The sequence below is a fragment of the Limnothrix sp. FACHB-881 genome (genome assembly GCF_014698135.1).
In the GTDB taxonomy this organism is placed as follows: Bacteria; Cyanobacteriota; Cyanobacteriia; order CACIAM-69d; family CACIAM-69d; genus CACIAM-69d.
The window spans coordinates 15,143-39,092 of record NZ_JACJSN010000023.1 but is presented as its reverse complement, the minus strand read 5'-3'; the positions used below and the strand labels follow the sequence as shown (position 1 = coordinate 39,092).

The 23,950-nt window shown below is 57.1% G+C and carries 19 protein-coding genes; 12 read left to right on the top strand and 7 right to left on the bottom strand.

All coding sequences use genetic code 11. The features are described 5' to 3' along the window. Positions 1–9 precede the first annotated feature (9 nt). From H6G52_RS16775 to H6G52_RS16755, 5 genes are all read right to left on the bottom strand, one after another. Complete coding sequence (locus H6G52_RS16775) at positions 10–450, bottom strand: ATP-binding protein (protein WP_190529818.1); 441 nt, start codon at positions 448–450, stop codon at positions 10–12. A 3-nt stretch (positions 451–453) separates the two neighbouring features. After that, complete coding sequence (locus H6G52_RS16770) at positions 454–795, bottom strand: hypothetical protein (protein ID WP_190529816.1); 342 nt, start codon at positions 793–795, stop codon at positions 454–456. Beyond that, the gene (locus tag H6G52_RS16765) at positions 767–1,099 is read right to left on the bottom strand and encodes a type II toxin-antitoxin system RelE/ParE family toxin (protein ID WP_190529814.1); all 333 of its coding nucleotides are present in this window, start codon (positions 1,097–1,099) and stop codon (positions 767–769) included. The genes H6G52_RS16770 and H6G52_RS16765 overlap by 29 nt, the downstream gene beginning before the upstream one ends. An 11-nt stretch (positions 1,100–1,110) precedes the next feature. Further along, positions 1,111–1,383, bottom strand: coding sequence for a DUF433 domain-containing protein (locus tag H6G52_RS16760; protein ID WP_242026461.1), 273 nt, complete (start codon positions 1,381–1,383; stop codon positions 1,111–1,113). 248 nt (positions 1,384–1,631) lie between these two features. Next, a complete protein-coding gene (locus H6G52_RS16755) occupies positions 1,632–3,458 on the bottom strand; it encodes an ABC transporter ATP-binding protein (RefSeq protein ID WP_099534778.1) in 1,827 nt (608 codons plus the stop codon). Positions 3,459–4,011: 553 nt separating this feature from the next. Here H6G52_RS16755 and H6G52_RS16750 point away from each other — a divergent pair. Together H6G52_RS16750 and H6G52_RS16745 are read left to right on the top strand one after the other, a co-directional pair. Then, complete coding sequence (locus tag H6G52_RS16750) at positions 4,012–5,640, top strand: iron uptake porin (RefSeq protein ID WP_190529812.1); 1,629 nt, start codon at positions 4,012–4,014, stop codon at positions 5,638–5,640. Between the two features lie 168 nt (positions 5,641–5,808). Continuing rightward, positions 5,809–7,437 carry an iron uptake porin gene (locus tag H6G52_RS16745; RefSeq protein WP_190529810.1) on the top strand — a complete coding sequence of 543 codons (1,629 nt, stop codon included), beginning with the start codon at positions 5,809–5,811 and terminating at the stop codon, positions 7,435–7,437. Positions 7,438–7,459: 22 nt separating this feature from the next. On the opposite strand, the gene H6G52_RS16740 is transcribed toward H6G52_RS16745, so the two are convergent. Next, positions 7,460–7,615, bottom strand: a complete 156-nt coding sequence (locus H6G52_RS16740; protein ID WP_190529808.1) for a hypothetical protein — start codon at positions 7,613–7,615, stop codon at positions 7,460–7,462. A 187-nt stretch (positions 7,616–7,802) separates the two neighbouring features. Between H6G52_RS16740 and H6G52_RS16735 the strand changes: the two genes are divergently transcribed. The 10 genes from H6G52_RS16735 to H6G52_RS16690 all read left to right on the top strand — a co-directional run bounded on the left by H6G52_RS16735 (position 7,803) and on the right by H6G52_RS16690 (position 21,911). Beyond that, the gene (locus H6G52_RS16735) at positions 7,803–9,359 is read left to right on the top strand and encodes a ferredoxin--nitrite reductase (protein ID WP_190529806.1); all 1,557 of its coding nucleotides are present in this window, start codon (positions 7,803–7,805) and stop codon (positions 9,357–9,359) included. Positions 9,360–9,443: 84 nt separating this feature from the next. Continuing rightward, positions 9,444–10,784, top strand: coding sequence for a CmpA/NrtA family ABC transporter substrate-binding protein (locus H6G52_RS16730; protein WP_190529804.1), 1,341 nt, complete (start codon positions 9,444–9,446; stop codon positions 10,782–10,784). Positions 10,785–11,276: 492 nt separating this feature from the next. Then, on the top strand, positions 11,277–12,116 hold the full coding sequence (ntrB, locus tag H6G52_RS16725; RefSeq protein WP_190529802.1) for a nitrate ABC transporter permease: 840 nt from the start codon (positions 11,277–11,279) through the stop codon (positions 12,114–12,116). Positions 12,117–12,184: 68 nt separating this feature from the next. Continuing rightward, positions 12,185–14,200: a nitrate ABC transporter ATP-binding protein gene (locus H6G52_RS16720; RefSeq protein WP_190529800.1), complete on the top strand. Its 2,016-nt coding sequence runs from the start codon at positions 12,185–12,187 to the stop codon at positions 14,198–14,200. Positions 14,201–14,284: 84 nt separating this feature from the next. Beyond that, positions 14,285–15,127, top strand: coding sequence for an ABC transporter ATP-binding protein (locus tag H6G52_RS16715; RefSeq protein ID WP_190529798.1), 843 nt, complete (start codon positions 14,285–14,287; stop codon positions 15,125–15,127). A 229-nt stretch (positions 15,128–15,356) separates the two neighbouring features. Beyond that, positions 15,357–17,495: a molybdopterin oxidoreductase family protein gene (locus tag H6G52_RS16710; protein WP_190529796.1), complete on the top strand. Its 2,139-nt coding sequence runs from the start codon at positions 15,357–15,359 to the stop codon at positions 17,493–17,495. Between the two features lie 36 nt (positions 17,496–17,531). Then, complete coding sequence (locus tag H6G52_RS16705) at positions 17,532–17,840, top strand: DUF3181 family protein (protein WP_099534787.1); 309 nt, start codon at positions 17,532–17,534, stop codon at positions 17,838–17,840. A gap of 234 nt (positions 17,841–18,074) precedes the next feature. Beyond that, positions 18,075–19,280: an argininosuccinate synthase gene (locus H6G52_RS16700; RefSeq protein WP_099534788.1), complete on the top strand. Its 1,206-nt coding sequence runs from the start codon at positions 18,075–18,077 to the stop codon at positions 19,278–19,280. 306 nt (positions 19,281–19,586) lie between these two features. Further along, positions 19,587–21,188, top strand: a complete 1,602-nt coding sequence (locus tag H6G52_RS16695; RefSeq protein WP_190529794.1) for a HAMP domain-containing sensor histidine kinase — start codon at positions 19,587–19,589, stop codon at positions 21,186–21,188. 3 nt (positions 21,189–21,191) lie between these two features. Then, positions 21,192–21,911, top strand: a complete 720-nt coding sequence (locus H6G52_RS16690; protein WP_305068647.1) for a response regulator transcription factor — start codon at positions 21,192–21,194, stop codon at positions 21,909–21,911. Positions 21,912–21,928: 17 nt separating this feature from the next. Here H6G52_RS16690 and H6G52_RS16685 read toward each other — a convergent pair whose 3' ends face one another. Continuing rightward, positions 21,929–23,899 carry a hypothetical protein gene (locus H6G52_RS16685; RefSeq protein ID WP_199312479.1) on the bottom strand — a complete coding sequence of 657 codons (1,971 nt, stop codon included), beginning with the start codon at positions 23,897–23,899 and terminating at the stop codon, positions 21,929–21,931. Positions 23,900–23,950: the final 51 nt, after the last annotated feature.

Below are 23,950 nucleotides of genomic sequence, written 5' to 3'. Positions count from 1 at the left end.
CTGGGCAAATCAACGGGGCTGGGCAAAGGCCACCAACTCCCCACAGGCCGCCGCCGCCCGCAGCCACACCACCCCGCCGGGATAGTCGCCCAGGTGCTCCCGCGCATATTGCAACGCCAGCTCGCTCTTGCCCACACCGCCCAGACCGCTCACCCCGGCGATCGCCACCTGGGTTTGGGTCTGCAACAACTCATCCAACCGCGCCAACTCCGCATCCCGCCCCACAAAGCGATCGCGCGTCAAACCGTAAACCTTCAAATTATTGGGCGGCCCGTCGATCGTCGGCTCCAGCGTCTTCGTTTCAAAGCGCTGTTCTACCGTTTGAATGTTGATCGTGGTTGAGTCGTTACCCACGATGCCTTGCTGGCTTGTGGGCTGGACGGTGATATTCTTATCGCCCGCAACGTTATCGCCCGGGCCGCTGTGGTTTTGCTCGACGCGATCGCCCATGCTTTACGCCTGCCCTTGTTGAATCACCAACCCAAACCCGATCGCCCGCAACCAAGCCACCCAAGCATAGATAATTCCCGATCCCGGCGTTGCCAAGCCCTGCTCAAACTGCTGCAATGCATCCCGCGCCGCTTCAGGACAATGCCCCGCTGCAATTTGTCCTTCCGTCACCGCCGTCATGGCCCGCACAAATGCCCGATCGCGCACCGTTGGATCATCATCCATTTCTTCTAGCAAAACTGCTAAGCAGGCGATCGCTTCCTCGGGGTCTTGGAGCGACTCAACCAATGCCTCAAACCAGCGATCGCTCGTCGATTCATTCGTTGTCAGTGCAACGGCTTTCATAGTCCCTCCAGTAGCTGCGAGCTAGTTCGATATCGCGCGATTGACTACTTTTATCTCCCGCACAAAGTAACAAGACAATGACTGATTCTATTTGACCGTAATAGATACGATAGCCTGAACCAAAGTCTAAGCGTAGCTCCCAAAGCCCTTGTCCCAAAGATTTACAGTCTCCACGGTTTCCTGCTTCTAGACGCAATAATCGATTCTGAATACGCTGTCGGACTTTGCGATCACGAAAACCATCTAGCCATTCAGCAATGGGAATTCGTCCCTGCTTTGTGATGTATCGACGAACTTCAAACATTCTTTTTTGAATCAGACTCCCCAGGCAGCATAACGATGGTTGCGATCGGCTACAAAGGCCAAGCAAGCCAAAATATCCTGCGTCGTCAGCTCTGGGAAATCATCCAGAATCTCCTCAAAGGACATCTCCGCCGCCAACCAACCCAGCACGTCATAGACCGTAATTCGCATATGCCGAATGCAGGGCTTCCCTCCCCGTTTGCCTGGCTTGATCGTAATAATTTGGCGATAGTCCGTCATGGTTTTGTAGGTTGTTAAGGTACGAAACCCAACATCTGTAGGCATTACATTGATCGCGTCGGGTTTCGCAAAACTCAACCCAACCGACTGGCTCACTAACTGAAATGTTGCGTGATCGGCGTGTTGAAAACAGGGGCTGATTGGTCGTTGAACACATTGCCCTGCTGTTTGTGCTGATCGATTTTGATGTCGATCGCCGGTAAGCTGCTCACCACCTCGTTCGTGCAGGGGTTGTTGGGTGGGTTTGGGCCGGGCGATCGCGCAAAATCACCGATCGCCCAGCCAAGCCATTGCTAAACATCTGCCCCCAGCATTTGCAATCGATAAAGGCTGGCATAAAGACCATCCAAAGCCATCAATTGATCGTGGGTTCCAGATTCCGCCAAACGACCTCGTTTGAGGGCAAAGATGCGATCAACATTGCGAATGGTCGAGAGCCGGTGGGCAATAATAATCGCCGTGCGATCGCGCATCATTCGATCAACCGCTGCTTGAATAACTGCTTCCGTTGCCACATCCAAACTGGACGTAGCTTCATCCAAAATCAGCACTTTGGGTTCTCGAATGGCCACCCGTGCAAAGGCCAAAAGCTGCTTTTGACCGCCCGATAAATTAGTGCCGCGCTCACGCAATTCCGAATCATATCCTTGGGGTAATTGCCGGATAAATTCATCAATGCTGACTCGTTCGGCGGCGGCTTGCACCTCGGTCAGGCTGTAATTTTCCCCGAGGGTAATGTTGCTTTTTACGTCGCCGGAAAAGAGAAATCCATCTTGCAAAATAATCCCTAATTCTCGACGCAAATCGGCCTGGGCCATGTCGCGAATGTCCACGCCATCCAGCAAAATTCGCCCTTCGGTGACTTCATACAAACGGCTGAGTAGCCGGATGATTGAAGATTTGCCCGCGCCCGTGGGCCCCACGAAGGCTACTTTTTCGCCGGGATGGATGGTGAAATCTAGGTCGTGGAGCACAATTTCATCGGATTTGTAGCCAAAGGAAACATGCTCAAAGCGAATTTCACCACGGGTTTTTAGGCTGGCAAATTGGGCGCGATCGACCTTGGGCGGGTCTTGGATTTCGATCGGCTCCGAGAAGATTCCGTTAATTCGTTCAATGGCGGTGAATCCCGCTTGAATGGCGGTGAACTTTTCGGCAAATTCTCGCAAGGGATCAAACATCCGTTGGGCAAAGAGAATGAAAGCCGCCAAGGTTCCAAACTCGATCGTTTTGCCCGCCACCAATGCACCGCCATACCAAAGCACCCCGGCGATCGCGACGAGGGAAATCCACTCCAAGGTGGCTGAAACGGCCGAGTCAAAAAAGATGGTGCGATCGACTTCGTGAATATAGTCTTGATTGGTTTTCCGAAACTGTTTGGCGTTGTAGCGTTCTCGACGGAACAATTGCACCACATTCACGCCCACCAGATTCTCTTGCAGCATCGAATTCAAATCCGATAACCGCTCGCGGGCCCGATAGTTGGCTTTCCGAAATTCCCCTTGAAAATAAACAATGGCCCCCGCGATCGGGATCAACATCAGCAACAGCAATAAGGCCAATTGCCATTGCAGAGTCAACATGGTGGCCACCAACACCACGATCGACAACAGATCGCTCACAATCCCGATCGCGCCCGTGGAAAAAACCTCACCTAAGGCATCCACATCGCTGGTTAGGCGGGTAATCAACCGACCCACTGGCGTTCGATCAAAAAAGCGCATGGCCAGCGCGGTCACATGATCGAATAAATCATTGCGAATATCCGCCGTGATCCGTTGGCCCACCTCCTGCACCAAGTAGCCCTGAAGCCCTTGGAGTGCCAGCCGCACCGCCACCGTCACCAACACCAACAGCCCCACGGTATTCAGACCCGATCGCAGGGGCATCGCTTCCAGAAAATCCCAAGCGCTGGCCTCGCCCCGAATCAGCGAGATGGCTTGACCCACCAAAATTGGCTGCAACGCATTGCCCAAGGACAAGGGCAGCAACAAAATCAGCGACACAATCAGCAGCTTGCCGCTGCGACGGGCGTAGGGCACCAGTCGCAAAAAAAGCCGCCAGTCAGTTTCAGAGCGGCGATCGGACGGGGTTTGCGCAGCAGCAAGATTCGCAGTCATAGCCAACCGGTAGAGACACAAATCAAGCCGCCCTGACGGATTGGCGGCCGGGCCTGTTTGCAAAGGCGGGCAGACAATCGATCAGGGTGGTTTGACGGCAATTTCAGTACAGAGTCTCCCCCATTATCGCCTATGAATTCGCCTCCATGACTCGATCGACCGGTGGCAGCTCAGCGGCTCCAATTGCCTAGCGGATCTCTGTATCGCCCTGTCTGAATTGATACGCGATCGGGATCTGCAATCCATCACGATCAACGATGGTCAAATATCTGCCAAGGAGGCACAAACAGTCAGAAAGGTGGTATTTGACAAAGGGAAAAAATCAGAAATAATCAAAAAAATTGACCGATCTGAAATTAGAACGCGAACCAAGAATTAAGGAGTTTGAGGGTAGAAATCAGCAGAATTTGGGATGGCATCTGAATTCGCCATAGGTTATGAATCTGAAGATTTCTGTTTTGGGTGCTCGTGCGTTGACTGCGAATTCTACCTGCCAGCTAGCCCTACAGAATCGTTACCCGCTAGCTCCACAGGAAACGCCTAGGAATTTCTGATGATCCATCCCTTTGCTCCACGACTCGCTCATTATTCACTGCTGCCTTTTTTCACCCTGATTTTGGGAATACCCACGGGGGCGATCGCCTCGGAAATTCCCCTGCTGACCTTGGACGATCGCCCGACGGTGGCCACCGAAGCCGACCTGCTGGGCACGGATTCCCTAGGCACTGATGACCTGGCCCAGGTCACCGCCGTTTCGCAGCTCTCGGATGTGCAGCCCACCGATTGGGCGTTTCAGGCCCTGCAATCCTTAGTGGAGCGCTATGGCTGCATTGCCGGTTATCCCGATGGCACGTTCAAGGGCAACCGGCCCCTCAGTCGCTATGAGTTCGCCGCCGGGTTGAATGCCTGCCTCGATCGGATCAATGAGCTAATCAAGTCCGCCACCGATCCGCTTGCGACCAAGGAGGATCTGCGGAAATTGCAAAAACTGCAAGAGGAATTTGCAGCGGAACTGGCAGCCCTGCGCGGTCGGGTCGATGCCCTGGAAGCCCGCGCTTCGGAACTGGAAACGAACCAGTTTTCGACCACCACCAAGCTGAAAGGCGAAGTGATTTTTGCCTTGGATAACGTGTTTGGCAATGGGCGGGCCGGCGACGGTGACTTGGATTACAACACCACGTTTTCTTACCGAGCGCGGCTGAATTTCAACACCAGCTTTACCGGAAAAGACGAGTTGCGGGTGCGGCTGCAAAGCAACAACATCATCCCGATCGATGGGGCTGTGACGGGAACCAGCATGACCCGCCTGTCTTTTGATGGCAACAGCAACAATCGGTTCCGATTGGACGATTTGCACTATCGCTTCCCGATCGGGCACAAAACCCACATGTGGCTGATTGCCAGCGGTCAGGGAACTGACGGCATTGCCGATCCGTTGAATTCGTTTCTGCGGAGTGACAGTGCCGGTTCCCTGTCGCGGTTTGGTCGCTTTAGTTCGATCTACCGCAGCGTGCGCGGCCCCGGGGTTGCGATCGAACATGACTTTAGCGATCGGTGGTCGGTGGATCTGGCCTACCGTGCGCCCCAGGGCAGCAACCCGGATGATGAAGCGGGCCTGTTCAACGGCAGCTACGGCATTTTGGGCCAAATTCTATACCAGCCCAGCAAAAGCGCTGGCATTGGCTTCACCTTCGCCCACACCTACTTTGACGAAGCCGACGTGAATATCACGGACGGCGTGGGCAGTGCCTTTGCCCAACGGCCCTTTAATCGGGTTGATACGTTGGCCAACTCCTATGGGTTGATCGGCTCAGTGCAATTTAGTCCGCGTTTCAACCTGTCCGGCTGGGTGGGCTACACCGATGCCAAAGCCAAATCGGGCAACGATCGGGGAGCCAATGCCGACATTTGGAATTGGGCCGTCACGATGGCTTTTCCGGATCTGTTTAAGGAAGGCAACCTGGGCGGGATTATTTTCGGAATGCCGCCGAAGGCCACCCAAAACGATGTGGACAGCCACGAAGATCGCGATACCTCGTTCCACGTGGAGGCGCTCTACTACCACCAGCTCACGGACAACATTGCCATTACGCCCGGTGTGATTGCGATTTTTAACCCGGAGCACAACAACGATAACGAGACCCAAGTGGTGGGTGTGGTGCGCACTGTGTTCTCTTTCTAACTAAATCCGGTGTGGCCATTCAGCGTAAATACCTGATCCGGCTTTTTGAAAGTAGCAGAGGTGAATCATTGACGGGGAGCCAGCTTTTTCTGGGCAACAGCTCACTGCGGCTCACTGCGGCTCAGTCAATCTCCCCGCAACCGCTTGGCAATTATTGAGGACTAACCCATGACCCATCGTTTTCTGCCACTACTCTCTAGCTCCGCTCTGTTGCCCCTTCTGACTTTGATTCTGGGAATACCCACGGGGGCGATCGCCTCGGAAATTCCCCTGCTGACCTTGGGCGATCGCCCGACGGTGGCCACCGAAGCTGACCTGCTGGGCACGGATTCCTTAGGCACTGATGACCTGGCCCAGGTCACCGCCGTTTCCCAACTCTCGGATGTGCAACCCACCGATTGGGCATTTCAGGCGCTGCAATCCTTGGTGGAGCGCTATGGCTGCATTGCCGGTTATCCCGATGGCACGTTCAAGGGCAACCGGCCCCTCAGTCGCTATGAGTTCGCCGCCGGGTTGAATGCCTGCCTCGATCGGGTTAATGAGCTAATCAAGTCCGCCACCGATCCGCTCGCTGCCAAGGAAGACCTGCGGAAATTGCAAAAACTGCAAGAGGAATTCGCAGCGGAGTTGGCAGCCCTGCGGGGGCGGGTGGATGCATTGGAAGCCCGCACGGCAGAACTGGAAGCCAATCGCTTTTCGCCGGCCACCAAGCTCCAATCCGAAGCCATGTTTGCCCTGGCCGATGTGTGGGGCGACGAAAAAGCGGGCGGCGGCGATTTGGACTACAACGCCACCTTTGCCTATTGGGTACGGCTGAATTTCAACACCAGCTTTACCGGCAAAGACGAGTTGCGGGTGCGGCTACAAAGCAACAACATCCTCCCGATCGATGGCGACTTGACGGGAACCAGCATGACCCGCCTGGGGTTTGACGGCAACAGCGGCGGCCAGCTCCGGTTGGGGGATTTGTACTACCGCTTTCCCTTGGGCGATCAAACGCGGGCCTGGTTAATTGCCAATGGCCACGGCACGGATGGGATCACGGATCCCCTGAACGTATACCTGCGTAGCGACAGTTCCGGGGCCCTGTCCCGGTTTGGGCGCTATAGCTCGATCTATCGCGGGTTGCGCGGCCCCGGTGTGGGAATTCAGCATCGTTTTAATCAACATTGGTCGGCCGATGTGGCCTACCGTGCGCCTCGGGCCAGCAGCCCAGATGATGAGGCGGGGCTGTTCAATGGCAGCTATGGCATTTTGGGGCAATTGCTCTATCAGCCCACCCCCAGCACCAGCATTGGTTTCACCTTCACCCACACCTATTTCGATGAAGCGGATGTGAACATTACGGACAACATCGGCAGCGCCTTTGCCCAGCGGCCGTTCGATCTCGTCGATACTGCTGCCAATTCCTACGGGCTGATCGGCGCGGTGCAATTTAGTCCCCGTTTCAATTTGTCCGGTTGGGTAGCTTACACGGATGCTGAAGCCAAATCGGGGGGCGATCGGGGGGCCAATGCAGATATCTGGACTTGGGCCGTTACGATGGCTTTCCCGGACTTGTTTAAGGAGGGCAATGTGGGCGGTCTGGTGGTGGGGATGCCGCCGAAAGCCACGCGCAACGACTTGGCCAGCCGCGAGGATCGGGACACATCGTTGCATGTGGAAGCCCTCTATCGCCACCGACTGACGGACAACATCGCCATCACGCCCGGCGTGATCGTGATTGTGAACCCGGAACATGATGAGGACAACGGCACGCAGGTGGTGGGCGTGGTGCGTACTACCTTTGCGTTCTAAGTTCTGCGTTCTGAGGTTTTTTCTAAGGACTTTGCCGGTGTTGGGAGCCGATCGCCTGGTTCAGTTTTGGGCCGAGGCGATCGGCTGTTTTTGGGGTGGCTGACTGGGCGATCGGGGCGATCGGGGCGATCGGGGCGGAATCGAGCGGCTCACGGGTGCTTAAATGCAGAAATTGCATGAAATTCATGCTTAAAACGGATTCTGTAAAGTTTTTTGTAACTTGGATTACAAAAGCCCTGAGGCGCGATCGCTAGCATTTGCCCATTCTCAGCTCTAGCAACTACAACTTCTGACCGAATACTCCCTGGCCTCGGCCAGCGGTCAGAAGTTTTTACCCACCGGCATTGACCCCCTCGCTGGTAACTATGGCTCAAGCGATCGCCCCGGCAAGTTCCAAACTCACCAAGTTTGAGAAATTCAAAGCCGAAAAAGACGGACTGCAAGTTAAACACGAACTCGCCACCTTTGCCCGCTTGGGCTGGGAAAACCTCCCCGAAGACGACTTGAATCACCGTTTGAAGTGGCTAGGGGTGTTCTTTCGCCCGGTCACTCCCGGAAAGTTCATGTTGCGGATGCGGTTGCCCCACGGCATTTGCACCAGCGGCCAACTGCGCGTCCTCGCCAGCATCGTTGAGCGCTACGGCGACGATGGCAGCGCCGACATCACCACCCGCCAAAACCTGCAACTACGCGGAATTCGGTTGGATGACATTCCTGAAATTTTCCAGCAGCTCGATCGCGCCGGCCTCACCAGCATCCAATCGGGCATGGACAACGTGCGCAACATCACCGGTTCCCCCGTGGCCGGCATTGATGCCGACGAGTTGATCGATACCCGGGGGCTGGTGCGCAAAGTGCAGGACATGATCACCAACAACGGTGATGGCAACCCCAGCTTCACCAACCTGCCCCGCAAATTCAACATTGCGATCGACGGCAGCCGCGACAACTCGGTTCACGCCGAAATTAACGACATCGCCTTCATCCCCGCCTACAAAGACGGCAAGCTTGGGTTCAACGTGGTGGTGGGCGGGTTCTTTTCCGCCAGCCGCGTGGCCCCCGCCATTCCCCTCAATGCCTGGGTGGATCCACGCGATGTGGTGTCCCTCTGCGAAGCGATCTTGGTGGTCTATCGGGATCACGGCCCCCGCGCCAACCGCCAAAAATCTCGGTTGATGTGGCTGATTGACGAATGGGGAATTGAAAAATTCCGCGCCGTTGTCGAAAAGCAACTGGGATTTCCCTTGATTGCCGCCGCCGAGCAGGATGAGTATTGCTGGGACAAACGCGACCACATCGGCATCCACGCCCAAAAGCAAGTGGGCCTCAACTATGCCGGGTTACACATTCCCGTGGGCCGGCTGAATGCGCGCCAAATGTTTGACCTGGCGCGGTTGGCGGATATCTACGGCAGCGGTGAACTGCGCTTCACCGTTGAGCAAAACGTGATCATTCCCAACATTCCCGATTCCCGGTTAGCGGTTTTTACCCAAGAGCCGCTTTTGAAAACCTTTTCGATCGCCCCGGCTCCCCTCGTGCGGGAACTGGTTTCTTGCACGGGGTCGCAGTTTTGCAACTTTGCGCTGATTGAAACCAAACAGCGTGCCCTGGCCGTGGCCCAAGCTGTCACCGATCGGGTCAAGCTGCCTCGGCCAGTGCGAATTCACTGGACCGGCTGCCCCAACTCCTGCGGCCAGCCCCAAGTGGCCGACATCGGCTTGATGGGCAGCAAGGCCCGCAAGGACGGCAAAACCGTTGAGGCCGTGGACATTTTCCTCGGCGGCAAGGTGGGCAAGGAGGCCCACTTGGGCGATCGGGTCATGAAAGGCATTCCCTGCGAAGACCTGAACGATGTGCTGGTGGACTTGCTGGTGGAGCATTTCCAAGCCGAGCGCAAATCTCCCGCCCTGGCCGAGGCGTAGCCCAACCCGGCCCTTAGCTCCCAACACACCACTCGATCCTTCCCGATCGTTGACTCCCCTTCTTTACCTTCAAACTCAGCAACCATGAGCAGCTTTTCTCGCCGCAAGTTTTTGTTCACCGCCGCCACTGCTGCCGGAGCCACCGTTGCGATCCATGGTTGTGCTGCCGGAGGTGGCAACCAGGCCGCCAGCAGCCCGGCCGGTGGCGACTCCGCCGGGGGCAGCCCTTCGCCGGCCGCCTCGATCGCCCCGCCGGAAGTAACCAAAGCCAAGCTCGGTTTCATTGCCCTCACCGACGCGGCCCCCTTGATCATCGCCAAGGAAAAGGGCCTCTTCGCCAAATACGGAATGCCCGATGTGGAAGTGGTCAAGCAAGCCTCTTGGGCCGCCACTCGCGACAACCTGGAATTGGGATCAGCCGGGAACGGGATTGATGGTGCGCATATTCTTTCCCCAATTCCTTACCTGATGACCACCGGCAAGGTCACGAAAAAACCCGTGCCGATGAACATCTTGGCCCGTTTAAATACCAACGGTCAGGCTATTTCCCTCAGCAAAGACTATCTTGGTCAAAAAATCGGTCTTGACAACCAACCTTTCAAAGCAGCTCTGGCTAAAGCAAAGTCCGGTGGCAAAGATGTGAAAGTGGCCGTCACCTTCCCCGGAGGAACACACGATTTATGGATGCGCTACTGGTTGGCAGCCGGTGGCATTGATCCCAACAAGGATGTGTCGGTGATTGTGGTTCCGCCGCCGCAAATGGTGGCCAACATCAAGACCGGAACCATGGAAGCCTTCTGCGTGGGTGAGCCTTGGAATGCCCAAACGGTATCCCAAAAGCTGGGTTTCTCGGCCTTGGTGACCGGTGAGCTGTGGAAAGATCACCCGGAAAAGGCCTTTGCGATGCGTGCCGATTGGGTGGAAAAGAACCCGAACGCCACCAAAGCCCTGACCATGGCAGTGCTGGAAGCACAAATGTGGTGCGACAAGCCCGAAAACATTGCCGAAATGTGCGACATCATCAGCAAGCGCGAGTGGCTGAAGATCAAGGCGGAAGATATCTTGGGTCGCTCCCAAGGCACGATCGACTTTGGTGATGGGCGTAAGGAAGAAAAATTCCCGCTGGCCATGAAGTTCTGGGCAGACTTCGCCTCCTATCCTTTCAAGAGCCATGACCTGTGGTTTGTCACGGAAGACATTCGCTGGGGTTACTTGCCGGAAAACACCGACACGAAAGCTTTGGTGGATCAGGTCAACCGGGAAGACATTTGGCGCGAGGCAGCTAAGGCGCTGGGTGTGCCCGAGGCGGAAATTCCCAAGGATACGTCGCGCGGGGTGGAAACCTTCTTTGATGGGGTGAAGTTTGATCCGGAAAATCCCAAGGCCTATCTCGATGGTCTGAAGATCAAGGCCCTGAAAGCCTAGTAGCATGGCTGCCTTAATTCACTGGGTTAAATGACCTGGCTGTTACCGTCACCTGATCGTTAAGCAGCAAGGGGCTTAAGCCCCTTGTTACCACGACTGGCTCCGCAACTTTGACCCAATATTTTAAGGATGTCGCGCTACTAGGGCTGGGTTCTGAATCGAATGTTGTCAGGCAATCAAAACCTTTCATTCAGGAATGATTGCCATATTGAAGGGAGGGCTGAAGCCACCAGCAACGGTTTCCCTCGATCGAGATTAGACTGCGACTGCCCGATCGAGATTGCCCGATCAAAATTCCTGGGTCAGTCGCCTGAATCAAATCATTTGATCAGGCTTGATAATCTCATCGAGAATGAGCCGTTGTTGGAGGGTTTCAGTCATCTGCGAGCAAGCGCAACGATCGACTCAGGCTGACAACTTGAATGCCCATCGAATGCCCATCGAATGCTCAACGATCGATTGAGGATTTAATCACACTCAGGTTTGACCACCATGGCTGCAAGTAGTTCTAGTTCGCTCGTTGATTCGATTATTCGTTTTGTGCCGCTGTCTAAGAAAAATGCCCGCAAAGTGATTGCGGCCATTGTGGGAACGCTCATTTGCTTGGTGGCTTGGCAGGCAATTTGCTCAATTCCCGGAGCACCCTTGCCGGGGCCCCTGGAAGTGTTTGGCGACACCCAGGAATTGATTGTGGGTGCGTTCGATCGCACGGATCCCAACAGCACCGATGTGGGCATTTTTTGGCATTTAATGGCCAGCTTGCAGCGGGTGGCGATTGGCTTTTCAGCGGCGGCAATTATTGGGGTTTTAGTGGGCATTCTGATCGGCAGCAACCCGCTGATCTATGACGCACTGGATCCGGTTTTCCAACTACTACGAACTATCCCGCCATTGGCTTGGCTACCCATTTCCTTGGAAGCCTTGAAAAACAACCAATCGGCGGCGCTGTTTGTAATTTTCATTACAGCAGTTTGGCCGGTTTTGTTAAACACGGTAACTGGTGTGCAGCAAGTGCCCCAAGACTACAAAAACGTGGCCCGGGTGCTGCGTTTGGGGCGAGTGGAATATTTCCTGAACGTGCTGTTTCCGGCCACGGTTCCCTATGTTTTCACGGGTCTGCGGATTGGCGTTGGGCTGTCCTGGTTGGCCATTGTGGCGGCGGAAATGCTGGTGGGCGGTGTTGGCATTGGGTTCTTCATCTGGGATGCCTATAACAGTTCCCTGACCAGTGAAATTATCCTGGCGTTGATTTTTGTGGGCTTGGTGGGGCTGTTGCTCGATCGATTCGTGGCTTTTTTGGGCAGCATTGCCGTGCCGCCGGAACGCCGCTAACGGGCGAAGTTTGGGCATAGCTTTGGATAACTCACTCCTCGATCGCACAACACCGATCGCACAACACCATGACTCCTTTTCTGGAAATCGATCACGTTGACAAAATCTTTCCGCTGCCGGGGGGCGATCGCTACATTGCGCTCCAAAACATCAACGTTGAGATCAAGCAAGGGGAATTTATTTCCCTGATTGGTCACTCCGGCTGCGGCAAGTCCACCCTGCTGAACATCATTGCGGGCCTCGATCGGCCCACCAGTGGCGGGGCCATTTTGAACGGTCGCCAAATCGAAGCCCCGGGGCCCGATCGGATGGTGGTGTTCCAAAACTACTCCCTGTTGCCCTGGAAAACTGTCCGCGACAACATCGCCTTGGCCGTCAACACGGTGCTCAAGAACCTGCCCAAGGAAGAGCGGCGGGCGATCGTGGAAGAAAATATTCAGCTCGTGGGGTTGGCCCACGCGGCCGATAAGCTTCCCGGCGAACTGTCCGGCGGCATGAAACAGCGGGTGGCGATCGCCCGGGCCCTGGCCACCCGTCCCCAAGTGTTGTTGCTCGATGAACCCTTCGGGGCCTTGGATGCCCTGACCCGAGGCGGCCTCCAAGAGCAACTGATGCGGATTTGCGAAGAGAGCCATGTCACCTGTGTGATGGTGACCCACGATGTGGACGAGGCCTTGCTCCTGAGCGATCGGGTGGTGATGCTAACCACCGGCCCCGCCGCCCATGTGGGGCAAATTCTGGAAGTGGATATTCCCCGTCCCCGCAGCCGCATGGACGTGGTGAACCATCCCAGTTACTACAGCCTGCGCAACGAAATCGTTTACTTCCTCAACCAACAAAAACGTTCCAAGAAACGGAAAGTTGCGGCCCCTGCGGTGGCGGCCGGCAACGGCCTGGAAAAGGTCAATTTGGAGCTGGGTTTCATTCCCCTCACCGACTGTGCGCCCCTGGCGATCGCCCGGGAAAAGGGATTCTTTGCCAAGCACGGCCTAGAGCAGGTCACCCTTCAGCGCAAACCCAATTGGAAATCGATCGCCCATGGGGTCGCCAGCGGCCAGCTCGACGCGGCCCAAATGGTGACCGGAATGCCCTTGGCCATGACCCTGGGCAGCAGCGAAAGCGAACCCGTGCCAATCCAAGCCTCCATGGTGCTGTCCCGCAACGGCAACGCCATCACCTGGGGCAAACGCCTGATCGAACAGGGCGTGAATGACCTGGCCACCTTCAAGAGTCTGATTGAACGGGATCCGGACAAGGTTCACACCTTTGCCATGGTGCATCCGGCTTCCATGCACAACCTGTTGCTGCGGCATTGGTTCGCCTCCGGGGGCATTGACCCCGATTGGGATATCAGCTTGGCCACCGTGCCGCCGCCACAGATGGTCTCGAACCTGAAGGCGGGCAACATTGACGGCTATTGCGTCGGAGAGCCTTGGAACTCCCGGGCCGTGCAAGAGGGCATTGGTCAAATCATGGCCACGGATCTTGACCTGTTCCCGGGCCATGTGGAAAAAGTGCTGGGGGTGCGGGAAGATTGGGCCCAGGCCTATCCCAATACCCATGCGGCCCTGCTGACGGCCCTGCTGGAGGCCTGTGAATATTGCGATGATCATCGCAACCGGGCTGAGGTGTTGGAAATTTTGGCCCGCCCCGACTATGTGGGGCTGCCGGTGGAGATGATTGCGCCCGGGTTCCTGTCGCCGCTCGATCGGGGCGATGGTTCCGAGGCCCAAGCGCTTTACACCTTCCATCAGTTCTTTGTGAGCCGATCGGCCTGTCCCGACGCGGTACAGTCCCTTTGGACTTTGGCCCAGATGGCCCGCTGGGAAATCACGCCCTTCCCCCGCAATTGGGTGGAGGTGATGGAACGGGTGAACCCGACGGCCACCTATTTGACTGCGGCTCGCAATTTGGGACTGCCGGAGGTGGAATTAGACCGCAAGCCGATCGTCCTGTTTGACGGCCAAACCTTTGACCCCGATCGCCCGATCGACTACCTCGACAACCTGGCGATTAAACGCAATATCCGTGTGGCCGAAATTCGGGTCGATGAAATCTTTAGTTGCTCCGTTTCCCCTAGCTAAGGGGCCCGCCTGTGGCCCGATGCCGATCGCCCCAACTCTTCATCCTCTGACTCGATCGACCCCTTCCTCAGCCCTGGCAATCCTATGCAAACCCTCTCTTCTCAAACCGTCCCGCCCATGGTTGTCGCAGCGGAACCCGATTTTTTGGTAATTGACCAAGTTTCCAAGGTCTATCAAACGCCCAAGGGGCCATACCCCGTGCTGGATGGGGTCAACTTGCGGGTGGCCGAAGGTGAATTTGTTTCGGTGATTGGTCACTCGGGTTGCGGCAAGTCCACCCTATTGAACATGGTTTCGGGCTTTGCGGAACCGACGGCGGGTGAAGTGCGCCTAGAACAGCAGCGAATCACTCGGCCCGGCCCCGATCGGATGGTGGTGTTCCAAAACTATGCCCTGCTGCCCTGGAAAACCGTTTTGGAAAATGTGTTGTTGGCGGTGAAAGCCGTTTACACCACCCAACCCAAGGAAGCACAACGGCAATTGGCCCTGAAATATTTGGAGATGGTGGGGCTGAGCGAAGCGATTCACAAGCGGCCGGCGGAAATTTCCGGGGGGATGAAACAGCGGGTGTCGATCGCCCGGGCCCTGGCCATTTGCCCCAAAGTGTTGATTTTGGATGAACCCTTTGGGGCGTTGGATCCCATCACCCGCGAAGAGTTGCAAGACGAGTTGCTGCAAATTTGGCGAGAAAATCAGGTCACGGTGTTGATGATCACCCATGACATCGATGAGGCGCTCTACCTGTCCGATCGATTGGTGATGATGACCAATGGCCCCGCCGCCAAGATTGGGGAGGTGATGGATATTCCGTTCCCCCGACCGCGCGATCGGGCCCGACTTTTGGAAGATCCCAAATATTACGAGCTGCGCAACTACGCACTCGACTTCCTCTATAACCGCTATGCCCACGATGACGCGGCGGAATAGGGCTGAGGGTTGGCCCCCGATCGGCTCCTACGCGATCGGTTCCTACACGATCGGCGCTTAATTGGCCTCATAGGGCCTCTCTCTTCGGCTCAATGCTCAGTTCAACATTCAGCTCAACGCCCCGCCAGGGGCATTTTTTTGACTCATGGCCCGCTGGGATCGTTGCCTAGCTGCGGCTGGACTTATTTTCACCACGTATTCGCAACTTAGAAGTTGTTTTAATTAATCCATGGAATCTGTCAGAACCGTTTGTCCCTACTGCGGTGTGGGGTGTGGTTTGGAAGTGGTGCAAGGGCCAGTGGGGCTTAAGGTGCGGGGCGATCGGGCCCATCCTTCCAGCCAAGGCATGGTTTGCGTAAAAGGGGCAACGATTTTGGAGTCGATCGACCGCGATCGGCTGCTGTATCCCATGTGGCGATCTGCTTTGGATCAAGACTTTCAGCGGATTAGTTGGGACGAGGCCTTTGAGGCGATCGTGCATCGCATCCAAACCGTTTTGGCCAACCAAGGGCCCGACGGCCTTTGTATGTATGGCTCCGGGCAGTTTGTCACGGAGGATTACTACACGGCCCAAAAACTGATCAAGGGTTGCCTGGGAACCAACAATTTCGATGCCAATTCGCGGCTTTGCATGTCTTCGGCCGTCTCGGGCTACTTACGCAGTTTCGGGGCCGACGGGCCCCCCTGTAGCTATGACGATTTGGAACTGGCGGATTGCCTGTTCGCGATCGGGACCAACACGGCCGAATGTCACCCGATCGTCTTTAACCGGTTCCGCAAACACCACAAGGCCAACCCCGATCGAGTGCGATTGGTGGTGGTGGATCCCCGCTGCACCGAAACGGGCCAGGTGGCCGATCTCCATTTGCCCATTCGCCCCGGCACCGACATCGACTTACTGAACGGCATGGCCCACCTGCTGCTGAAGTGGGATCAGATCGATCGCGCCTATATCGAAGCTCACACGGGCGGCTTCGCAGCCTACGAAGATCTGCTGCAACATTACTCGCCCAATCTCGTGGCCGAGCAATGCGGTATTCCGGCGGAGTCGATCGAGGCGGCGGCGCGGATTTGGGCCCAGAGTGATCGGGTCTTGTCCCTTTGGTCCATGGGCATTAACCAATCCTCCGAAGGCACAGCCAAAGTCCGCAGCATCATTAACCTGCATCTGCTGACGGGGCAAATGGGCAAACCGGGCGCGGGGCCCTTTTCCCTCACCGGCCAGCCCAACGCCATGGGCGGCCGCGAGGCCGGCGGTTTGTCGCGGTTGCTGCCGGGCTATCGCTCCGTGACCAATCCCCAGCACCGGGCCGAAGTGGAGGATTTTTGGAACCTGCCCCCGGGTCGCATTTCCCCAACACCGGGCCGGGCCGCCTGGGAAATTGTGGAAGGGCTGGAAGCGGGAGCGGTGGGCCTGTTGTGGATTGCGGCCACCAATCCCGCCGTTAGTTTTCCCGACCTGAACCGCACCAAAGCCGCCCTGAGTCGATCGCCCTTCACGATCTATCAAGAAGCCTATTACCCCACGGAAACCAGTGCCTTTGCTCATTTGCTGCTGCCCGCCACCCAATGGAGCGAAAAAACCGGCACGATGACCAATTCTGAGCGGATGGTGACCCTTTCCCAGGCGTTTCAGCCCCCTCCGGGAGAAGCCAAGGAAGATTGGGCCATCTTTGCGGAGGTGGGCCGGCGGCTCGGCTTCCGGGAGCAGTTTTGGTTCCAATCCTCGGCGGAGGTCTACGGCGAATTTGTGCAATTGACCCGAGGCCGCCCTTGCGACATGACCGGCTTGAGTCACGATCGGCTCAGAACCGCTGGCCCCCAACAATGGCCTTTTCCGGCGGATGGGGCGATCGACCCTTTGCAGCCAGCCCCCACCAAGCGGTTGTATACCGATGGACAATTCCACACCCCCGATCGGCGGGCCCAATTTCTGGCGGTTCACTCGCGCGGGCTGGCGGAACCACCTGATGCGGCCTATCCCCTCGTGTTGACCGTAGGCCGGCTCTATGGCCATTGGCACACCCAAACCCGCACCGGTCGGATTGAAAAAATCAAAAAGCTGCACCCGAATCCCTTCATCGAAATTCACCCCAAGGATGCGGAACCCCTGGGCATCCAGGAGGGTGACTGGGTGGCGGTGAAGTCGCGCCGGGGCGATGGGCGGTTTCCGGCCAAGGTGACCCGGGCGATCGCGCCGGGAACCGTGTTTGTGCCCATGCATTGGGGATCCCTGTGGGGTGACGGGGCCGAAGCCAACGCCCTCACCCACCCGGAAGCTTGTCCCGACTCCTTTGAACCGGAACTGAAGGCATGTGCTGTTCAGTTGCAAAAGCTGGCCTCACCGCCCAGCAATCTGGATAATTGAGTCTGCAAGTGATTCAACTCAACCGCAGGTGCTGAAATGTCGAAATCTGTCAGTAATGAAGCGATCGAAACCCTGGCCGCAGAGATTGGCGATGTGGCCTATCTGGACATTGCCAAATGGCATCTCGATTTGGCCCATGCCCATTTGCACAGTGCTCTCGCTGAAAAAATCTATCCCCTCTTGCTCGATCGCACCTTCAGCCGTGCCAAGCTGACCGCTTTGTTAGGGGAAATGGCGATCGAAATTGGGGCCGGCAAGCGATCGATTCCCCTGTTGGATTTCATTCCCGATCGGGAGGTGGAGCGGCTTTATCAGGCGATCGATGACTACCAAGCCAAGCTCTAGGGCGGCGAATCAGGGCGCTAATTGGGGGGACTAACTATAAAGACCAATGAGCCATTTTGGGTTGCAGCCCCATCGCCCAGCCATCGATGCCAACCCTACCAAATCCCTCCAAAATCATTCCCAAGTCGCTCCAAAGTCAAGAAGTCCTCAAAGTTGGTACGCTAACTGACCGTTGCGATCGCCCGGGCCGTGCCTACAATATGGGGTTGTTTTCTCGCAGCTTGAGCAAAATACATGGGTCGCGCCAAGAAAGTTGTCCTCGCCTACTCCGGCGGTGTGGATACCTCCGTTTGCATTCCCTACCTGATGCAGGAATGGGGCGTTGAAGAAGTCATTACCCTGGCCGCCGACTTAGGGCAAGGCGACGAACTGGGCCCCATCAAGCAAAAAGCCCTCGACTCCGGAGCCAGTACTTCGCTGGTGGCGGATCTGCGGGCCGAGTTCGTGCAGGATTATGCGTTCCCGGCCCTGCGGGCCAATGCCCTTTACGAAAACCGCTATCCCCTTTCAACGGCCCTGGCGCGCCCGCTGATTGCCAAGGCGCTCGTGGAGGCGGCGGCGGAATATGGCGCAGACGCGGTAGCCCACGGTTGCACGGGCAAGGGCAACGACCAAGTGCGGTTTGATGTGGCGATCGCAGCCCTCGACCCCACCATTAAGGTGTTGGCTCCCGCTCGCGAGTGGGGCTTCAGCCGCGAAGAAACGATCGCCTACGGAGAAAAGTTCGGGATTCCCGCGCCCGTGAAGAAAAAGTCGCCCTTCAGCATCGATCGCAACCTGCTGGGCCGCAGCATTGAAGCGGGCCCCCTTGAGGATCCCTGGACGGAGCCGCCGGAAGAAATTTACCTGATGACCAAGGCGATCGCCGACACGCCGGATGAGCCGGATTACGTGGAAATTGGCTTTGAAGCGGGCACGCCGGTCACCCTGGACGGCCGCACCTTGGACTCGATCGCCCTGATTGAGGAACTCAACACCCGCGTCGGCAACCACGGCATCGGCCGGATCGACATGGTGGAAAACCGCTTGGTGGGGATTAAGTCCCGCGAAATCTACGAAGTGCCGGCCCTGTCGGTGCTGATCGCCGCCCACCGGGATCTGGAGAGCCTGACCCTGACCGCTGATGTGAGCCACTACAAGCGCGGCATTGAAGAAACCTACAGCCAATTGATCTACAACGGTCTCTGGTACAGCCCCTTGAAGGCGGCGCTGGACGGATTCATCAACGAAACCCAAAAGCGGGTAACCGGCACGGTGCGGATCAAGCTGTTCAAGGGCAATGCGGCGATCGTCGGTCGCAAGTCCGAGCAGAGTCTTTACACGCCAGAGCTGGCTACCTACGGGTCTGATGATGAATTTGACCACAAGGCCGCCGAGGGCTTCATTTATGTTTGGGGTCTGCCGACGCGGGTTTGGTCAGAAAAACTGCGCCAAGGCTAGGACTTGCTGGTGAATTGCCTGAGACCCTATGGTCTGAAACTCTGATTCCGCTCTGAAGATCGTAGGGGGCAAGGGGCTTGATGGCCTGTCGTCATTTCCATCGCCGTAGGGGTTGGGTCTCCCAACCCTAACCCGAGCGATCGCCACAACCCCGCCCAGCCCTGGAACCGAGATCACAGGGGCTGGGCGTGGAGACCCCGCCCCTACGATTAAACCCATGACAGGCCCTAACCCGTTTCAGCAAGTCCCGATCGGCCTGTTGGAACGGGTTTAGACTGGGAAAGTGACCCTGAGGCCAAGGTTCCCATGCTGTTCACTCAAGTGCTTCGGGGAAGGATTGCCCATTGGTGGTCTAAGCCCTCCCAGCGATCGCCCCAAACCGCAACCCCAACTCTGCCCGAGCGAGGGACTGACGCGATCGCCCCGCAACCCGCCCCGGGCGATCGATCGGGGCCATTGGGCCGATCGGGCTGGCGGTGGTCATCGTTGCAGGGGCGACTCACCCTTGAATTAGGGGCGATCGCGGTCTTGAGCCTGAGCACGGCGGCCCTTTGGTCCACCTGGCAAATGGAACAGACCCTCGCCACCGCCCACAAGCAAACCCTCAGTTATATTTCCCAGCGCTTTCCCGAGGAACTGGCCCTCTACGATCAGCACGAAGGGCTAGCCAGCGGATTAACCACCACCATCGATAAGGTGGCCATGGCGGGGCTGTTAGCTTGGGTCACCGATGATCAAGGGCGCTTGCTGGCCCAACCCAAAGATGATCAGAATTATCAAATCGTCCGCAATTTGGTGCAGTCTTTACCGGCCGCTGCCCAACGGTTGACCATTGTTCACCGCGATGGCCGAGTTTGGGTTTTATGCGAGCGTCCCTTGACGGTACGGGGCCGGGCGATCGGGCGGGTCTACTTTGCCCAGGACGTGAGCCATGATTGGCACAAACTCCATGGCAGTTTGCGGCTGCTGTGGTTGGTGAATGGTTTAGCCATGGTGGTTGCACTGGGGGCGATCGGGCGGCGAATTCGCTTAGCCCTCATGCCCTTGGCCACCATGAGCCAAGTGGCCAGCGCCGTTTCTGCCGATGACTTGGCCGGGGCCCGCCTGGAGTTGCAAGGGGCCCCCGATGAAGTCCGGGGCCTAGCCCAAGCCTTTAATGAGATGTTGGCGCGGCTGTCGCGTTCTTGGGAACAACAACGACAATTTGTGGGCAATGTTTCCCATGAACTGCGCACCCCGCTCACGGTGGTGCTGGGTTATTTGCAAAGCCTCCTGCGGCGCAGCACCAACCTGAACGACTATCAGTTGCAAGCCTTGACCACGGCGGAAGCGGAGGCCGATCGCACCGTGCGCATGTTGCAGGATTTGTTAGATCTGGCCCGCATTGACAATCGGCAACTCCACTTGCGGCAAGCGCCGATCGTCCTTAATACCCTGCTGTCAGAGGTGACGGACTGGCAACGGCTGGCCTGCGATCGGCCCATCCATTTGCATTTGGTGGCGGAGGATGTGGTGGTTTTGGCTGACCGCGATCGCCTGACCCGCGCCATTCGGAATTTGCTGGACAATGCCGTGAAATATTCCGCCTCTGAGCAGCCCGTGACCCTGCAACTGAGCCATCAAGCAGACTGGGCCGCCATCGAAGTGCGCGATCGCGGGATGGGCATTCCTCCGGATCAACAAGCCCGGGTTTTTGAGCGCTTCTATCGGGGTGAAGATGAAATGACCCGATCGCGCGATGGCACGGGTTTGGGCCTGGCGATCGCCAAGGGAGCCGTGGAAGGGATGGGCGGCCGCATCGATCTACAATCGCAACCGGGCCTGGGCAGCACCTTCACGATCAGACTTCCTCGCTGGCACATGTCCTCTGCATCCGATTCATCCGTTGATCAATTGATCAATTCGTGATTGATGGCCACTATGGTTTCACCCTTGAAGCTCAATCCCCCCACAGCCCGAATTCTGGTGGTGGAAGATGATGCCAATTTGGCGCGATTTGTGGCGGGAGAATTGGAACTGGAGGGCTACGGGGTAACCGTGGCAACCACAGGACTGGAGGGGCTGAACGCCGCCCGATCGCACCCGTCGCCGGATCTGTTGATCTTGGATTGGATGTTGCCGGGGCTGTCGGGCTTGGATCTTTGTTTGCGGTTGCGGGAAACGGGCTTACAGGCCCCCATTATTCTGCTGACGGCCCGGGATGAAATTCTCGATCGGGTCACGGGCTTGAATGCGGGCGCGGATGATTATGTGGTGAAACCCTTCAGCATTGCGGAGCTGTTGGCGCGGGTGCGGGCCCATTTACGGCGAGTTTCGCCCCACGAACCCGATCAAATTACCCTGGCAGATTTGACCCTGAATCCGCTAACCAGGGAGGTGCAACGCGGGGGCGATCGGGTGGACTTAACGGCCAAGGAGTTTGATTTACTCGAGTTTTTGTTGCGCCATCCGCGTCAGGTGATTTCGCGCGATCGACTGTTGGAATCCGTTTGGGGCAATAACTTTGGCGGCGAATCTAACATCGTGGAAGTCTATATCCGAGCCTTGCGGATCAAATTAGAAATGGCCCAGCGCCCTCGCCTGATCCACACCTTGCGGGGGGTTGGTTATGTTTTGCGCGAGTCGCCCTGATTGAGCGATTGCTTGATCTAGCGATCGGGAGCGGAGCCTGTCCAGGTTTGCTCACCAACAATCACGCGGAGGGTTCCCCCTTCCCAATCTTGGGTGATTAGCGGTCGATCGGGGCGGGCTGGGTTGCGCGATCGATAGGCCGCAAACTGGCCCCAGTCGAGCTTTTCCCCGTTGCGTCTCACAACGGGGCGATCGGGCCCCCGTTGGGTCACGGCCAGTTGATTGCCTTGGGAACCGGTGAAAGTAACCGTGTTTTGGTTCACAACCCAGCGCGATCGCCCCAACACCGCCGCCCGAAACGCAGCGAAATTCTGATTAGTTCCCGGTTCCCCAACCTCCATGGCCCAGCCCGTGAGGGTTCCGGCAGGGCGATCGGGGCGAGCCACCCACAGTTGATCCGTGGGATAGCGCTTTTGTAGCTTGGTGGTTTCGCTGTTGTTTACCTGGGGCAGTGTCAGCCCGATCGGGTAAATGGCAATCCAAGTTTCGGCCAACTGCCAAAACAAAACCGGCTGACCGGCGGCGGTTTGGGCCGTTTCGCTGGCGGCCGCTTGGGGCAAACTCCACTGAAACGGGGCCCGCCCGTCATTCAGCCACACCAACAGGGGCCCAAACTGCCCGATCGCGTCGTGGGTGTCCGGTTGGTGGTGGGTAGAAATTTTCTCGGGATTCACCCCGGAACCGGCCAGCAGGTAATCCACGCCCCGGCTGGGGTGGGTGGCTAGCAGTTTAAAACCGTTCACATCATCGATCGACCCTTGGGCCAGGCTGCCCAATTGGAAGGTGCGGCCAAAGTAGAGCGTTTCGTAATACAAGGGGCGATCGCGTGCGCCCGGTTTCCAATGTTCATAGGTGGGTTTGCCCGCAAACACTTCTTGGGGGCGATCGAACCGTTTGCGGGCCAGGGCCACCGCCACGGCCGGCGGTCGGTAACCACTGGTGAGGGCATGAACACCATCGGGTTCGGGATCCGGATCCGGGGCGATCGCCTCCCCAAAATATAAATTCAGCAGTTTGCTCGCCAAAGCCGCCAAGGGCGCATTTCCCTTGCTAGCGTCGCGTTTGCTGGGGCCCCCAAAGCCGCCGCGCCAATATTTCAACGCTCCGGTGATGCTTAACCAATCCAGGGCGGCCTTAGCCGTGGCCCGCATTTCCGGTTCCGGCGCAAAGTCGTAAAGATTCAGCCAGGCGGTGAACGTGTGACCCCAGTAGGTTTCCGAGTCCCATTCCCCCTGGCCAATTTTGTAAAGATTGCGGGCGAAACTTTGCAGGCGATCGCGGTAAATGGCGGCGGTTTCTCGGTTGCCGGCTTCCATGGCAAACAGATAAACGGCCGTTTCTCGCATCGATCGCAAATTATCGGTGTTGCGGCAATCTACCCAGGTGATGCAGTTATCGCGCGATCGATTCCAAAAGGGCTGCGGGGTGCTGAAAAACTGCTTCAGGGGATCCAACTTTGTCCAGAGGGCGGCTCCCTGCTTCATCCGATCGCGATAGGCCGGATCGAGAAATTGCCCAAAATAAAAGTATTTACGCACCTGCCCCTTCAGGGTGAAGGCGGGATAGAAATCAATGCCAAGGGTATGTTCGGTGCTGCTGGGGATCGGGTCGGGTTTTTGCAGGAAGGCGATCGCCCGATCGCGGTTGCCCGCCAAAAAGTCCAGCATGGCCTTGGGATAGGACTTTTTCTCATTTTCAAAATAGCCATTGCCGTAGGTTTTGGGGTTGGCAAATTGGGCAATGAGGGCCCGCCCCCGAGCTTGGTAGGCCGCTTCCCACTCGGCGGGCCAAGGGTTGGCTCCGTCGGGCGGGACGATCGGGACGTTGGCGGCGATCGGGCTGGGGTTGGGCGATTGCTGTTCGGGTGAGGATTGAGCCGATCGGGAGGATTGAGCCGATCGGGGGGCTTCCGCCTGAACCGCACAGCCCGCCACCATCACCCAGCCAATCGTGGCCACCCATCCGTAGGTGCTAGTTTTTTTACTCACAGCTCAATCACCTTCGCCCCTCAGTCGGTAAGCTGAAAAGTCCTGTCTCTT

Coding starts and splice junctions, on each gene's coding strand:
- H6G52_RS16690 (WP_305068647.1), top strand. CDS start 21,192: ATGGCCACTATGGTTTCACCCTTGAAGCTCAATCCCCCCACAGCCCGA.
- H6G52_RS16755 (WP_099534778.1), bottom strand. CDS start 3,458: ATGACTGCGAATCTTGCTGCTGCGCAAACCCCGTCCGATCGCCGCTCT.
- H6G52_RS16715 (WP_190529798.1), top strand. CDS start 14,285: ATGCAAACCCTCTCTTCTCAAACCGTCCCGCCCATGGTTGTCGCAGCG.
- H6G52_RS16710 (WP_190529796.1), top strand. CDS start 15,357: ATGGAATCTGTCAGAACCGTTTGTCCCTACTGCGGTGTGGGGTGTGGT.
- H6G52_RS16765 (WP_190529814.1), bottom strand. CDS start 1,099: ATGTTTGAAGTTCGTCGATACATCACAAAGCAGGGACGAATTCCCATT.
- H6G52_RS16705 (WP_099534787.1), top strand. CDS start 17,532: ATGTCGAAATCTGTCAGTAATGAAGCGATCGAAACCCTGGCCGCAGAG.
- H6G52_RS16770 (WP_190529816.1), bottom strand. CDS start 795: ATGAAAGCCGTTGCACTGACAACGAATGAATCGACGAGCGATCGCTGG.
- H6G52_RS16740 (WP_190529808.1), bottom strand. CDS start 7,615: ATGCAATTTCTGCATTTAAGCACCCGTGAGCCGCTCGATTCCGCCCCG.
- H6G52_RS16720 (WP_190529800.1), top strand. CDS start 12,185: ATGACTCCTTTTCTGGAAATCGATCACGTTGACAAAATCTTTCCGCTG.
- H6G52_RS16750 (WP_190529812.1), top strand. CDS start 4,012: ATGATCCATCCCTTTGCTCCACGACTCGCTCATTATTCACTGCTGCCT.
- H6G52_RS16775 (WP_190529818.1), bottom strand. CDS start 450: ATGGGCGATCGCGTCGAGCAAAACCACAGCGGCCCGGGCGATAACGTT.
- H6G52_RS16695 (WP_190529794.1), top strand. CDS start 19,587: ATGCTGTTCACTCAAGTGCTTCGGGGAAGGATTGCCCATTGGTGGTCT.
- H6G52_RS16745 (WP_190529810.1), top strand. CDS start 5,809: ATGACCCATCGTTTTCTGCCACTACTCTCTAGCTCCGCTCTGTTGCCC.
- ntrB (WP_190529802.1), top strand. CDS start 11,277: ATGGCTGCAAGTAGTTCTAGTTCGCTCGTTGATTCGATTATTCGTTTT.
- H6G52_RS16735 (WP_190529806.1), top strand. CDS start 7,803: ATGGCTCAAGCGATCGCCCCGGCAAGTTCCAAACTCACCAAGTTTGAG.
- H6G52_RS16760 (WP_242026461.1), bottom strand. CDS start 1,383: ATGCCTACAGATGTTGGGTTTCGTACCTTAACAACCTACAAAACCATG.
- H6G52_RS16700 (WP_099534788.1), top strand. CDS start 18,075: ATGGGTCGCGCCAAGAAAGTTGTCCTCGCCTACTCCGGCGGTGTGGAT.
- H6G52_RS16730 (WP_190529804.1), top strand. CDS start 9,444: ATGAGCAGCTTTTCTCGCCGCAAGTTTTTGTTCACCGCCGCCACTGCT.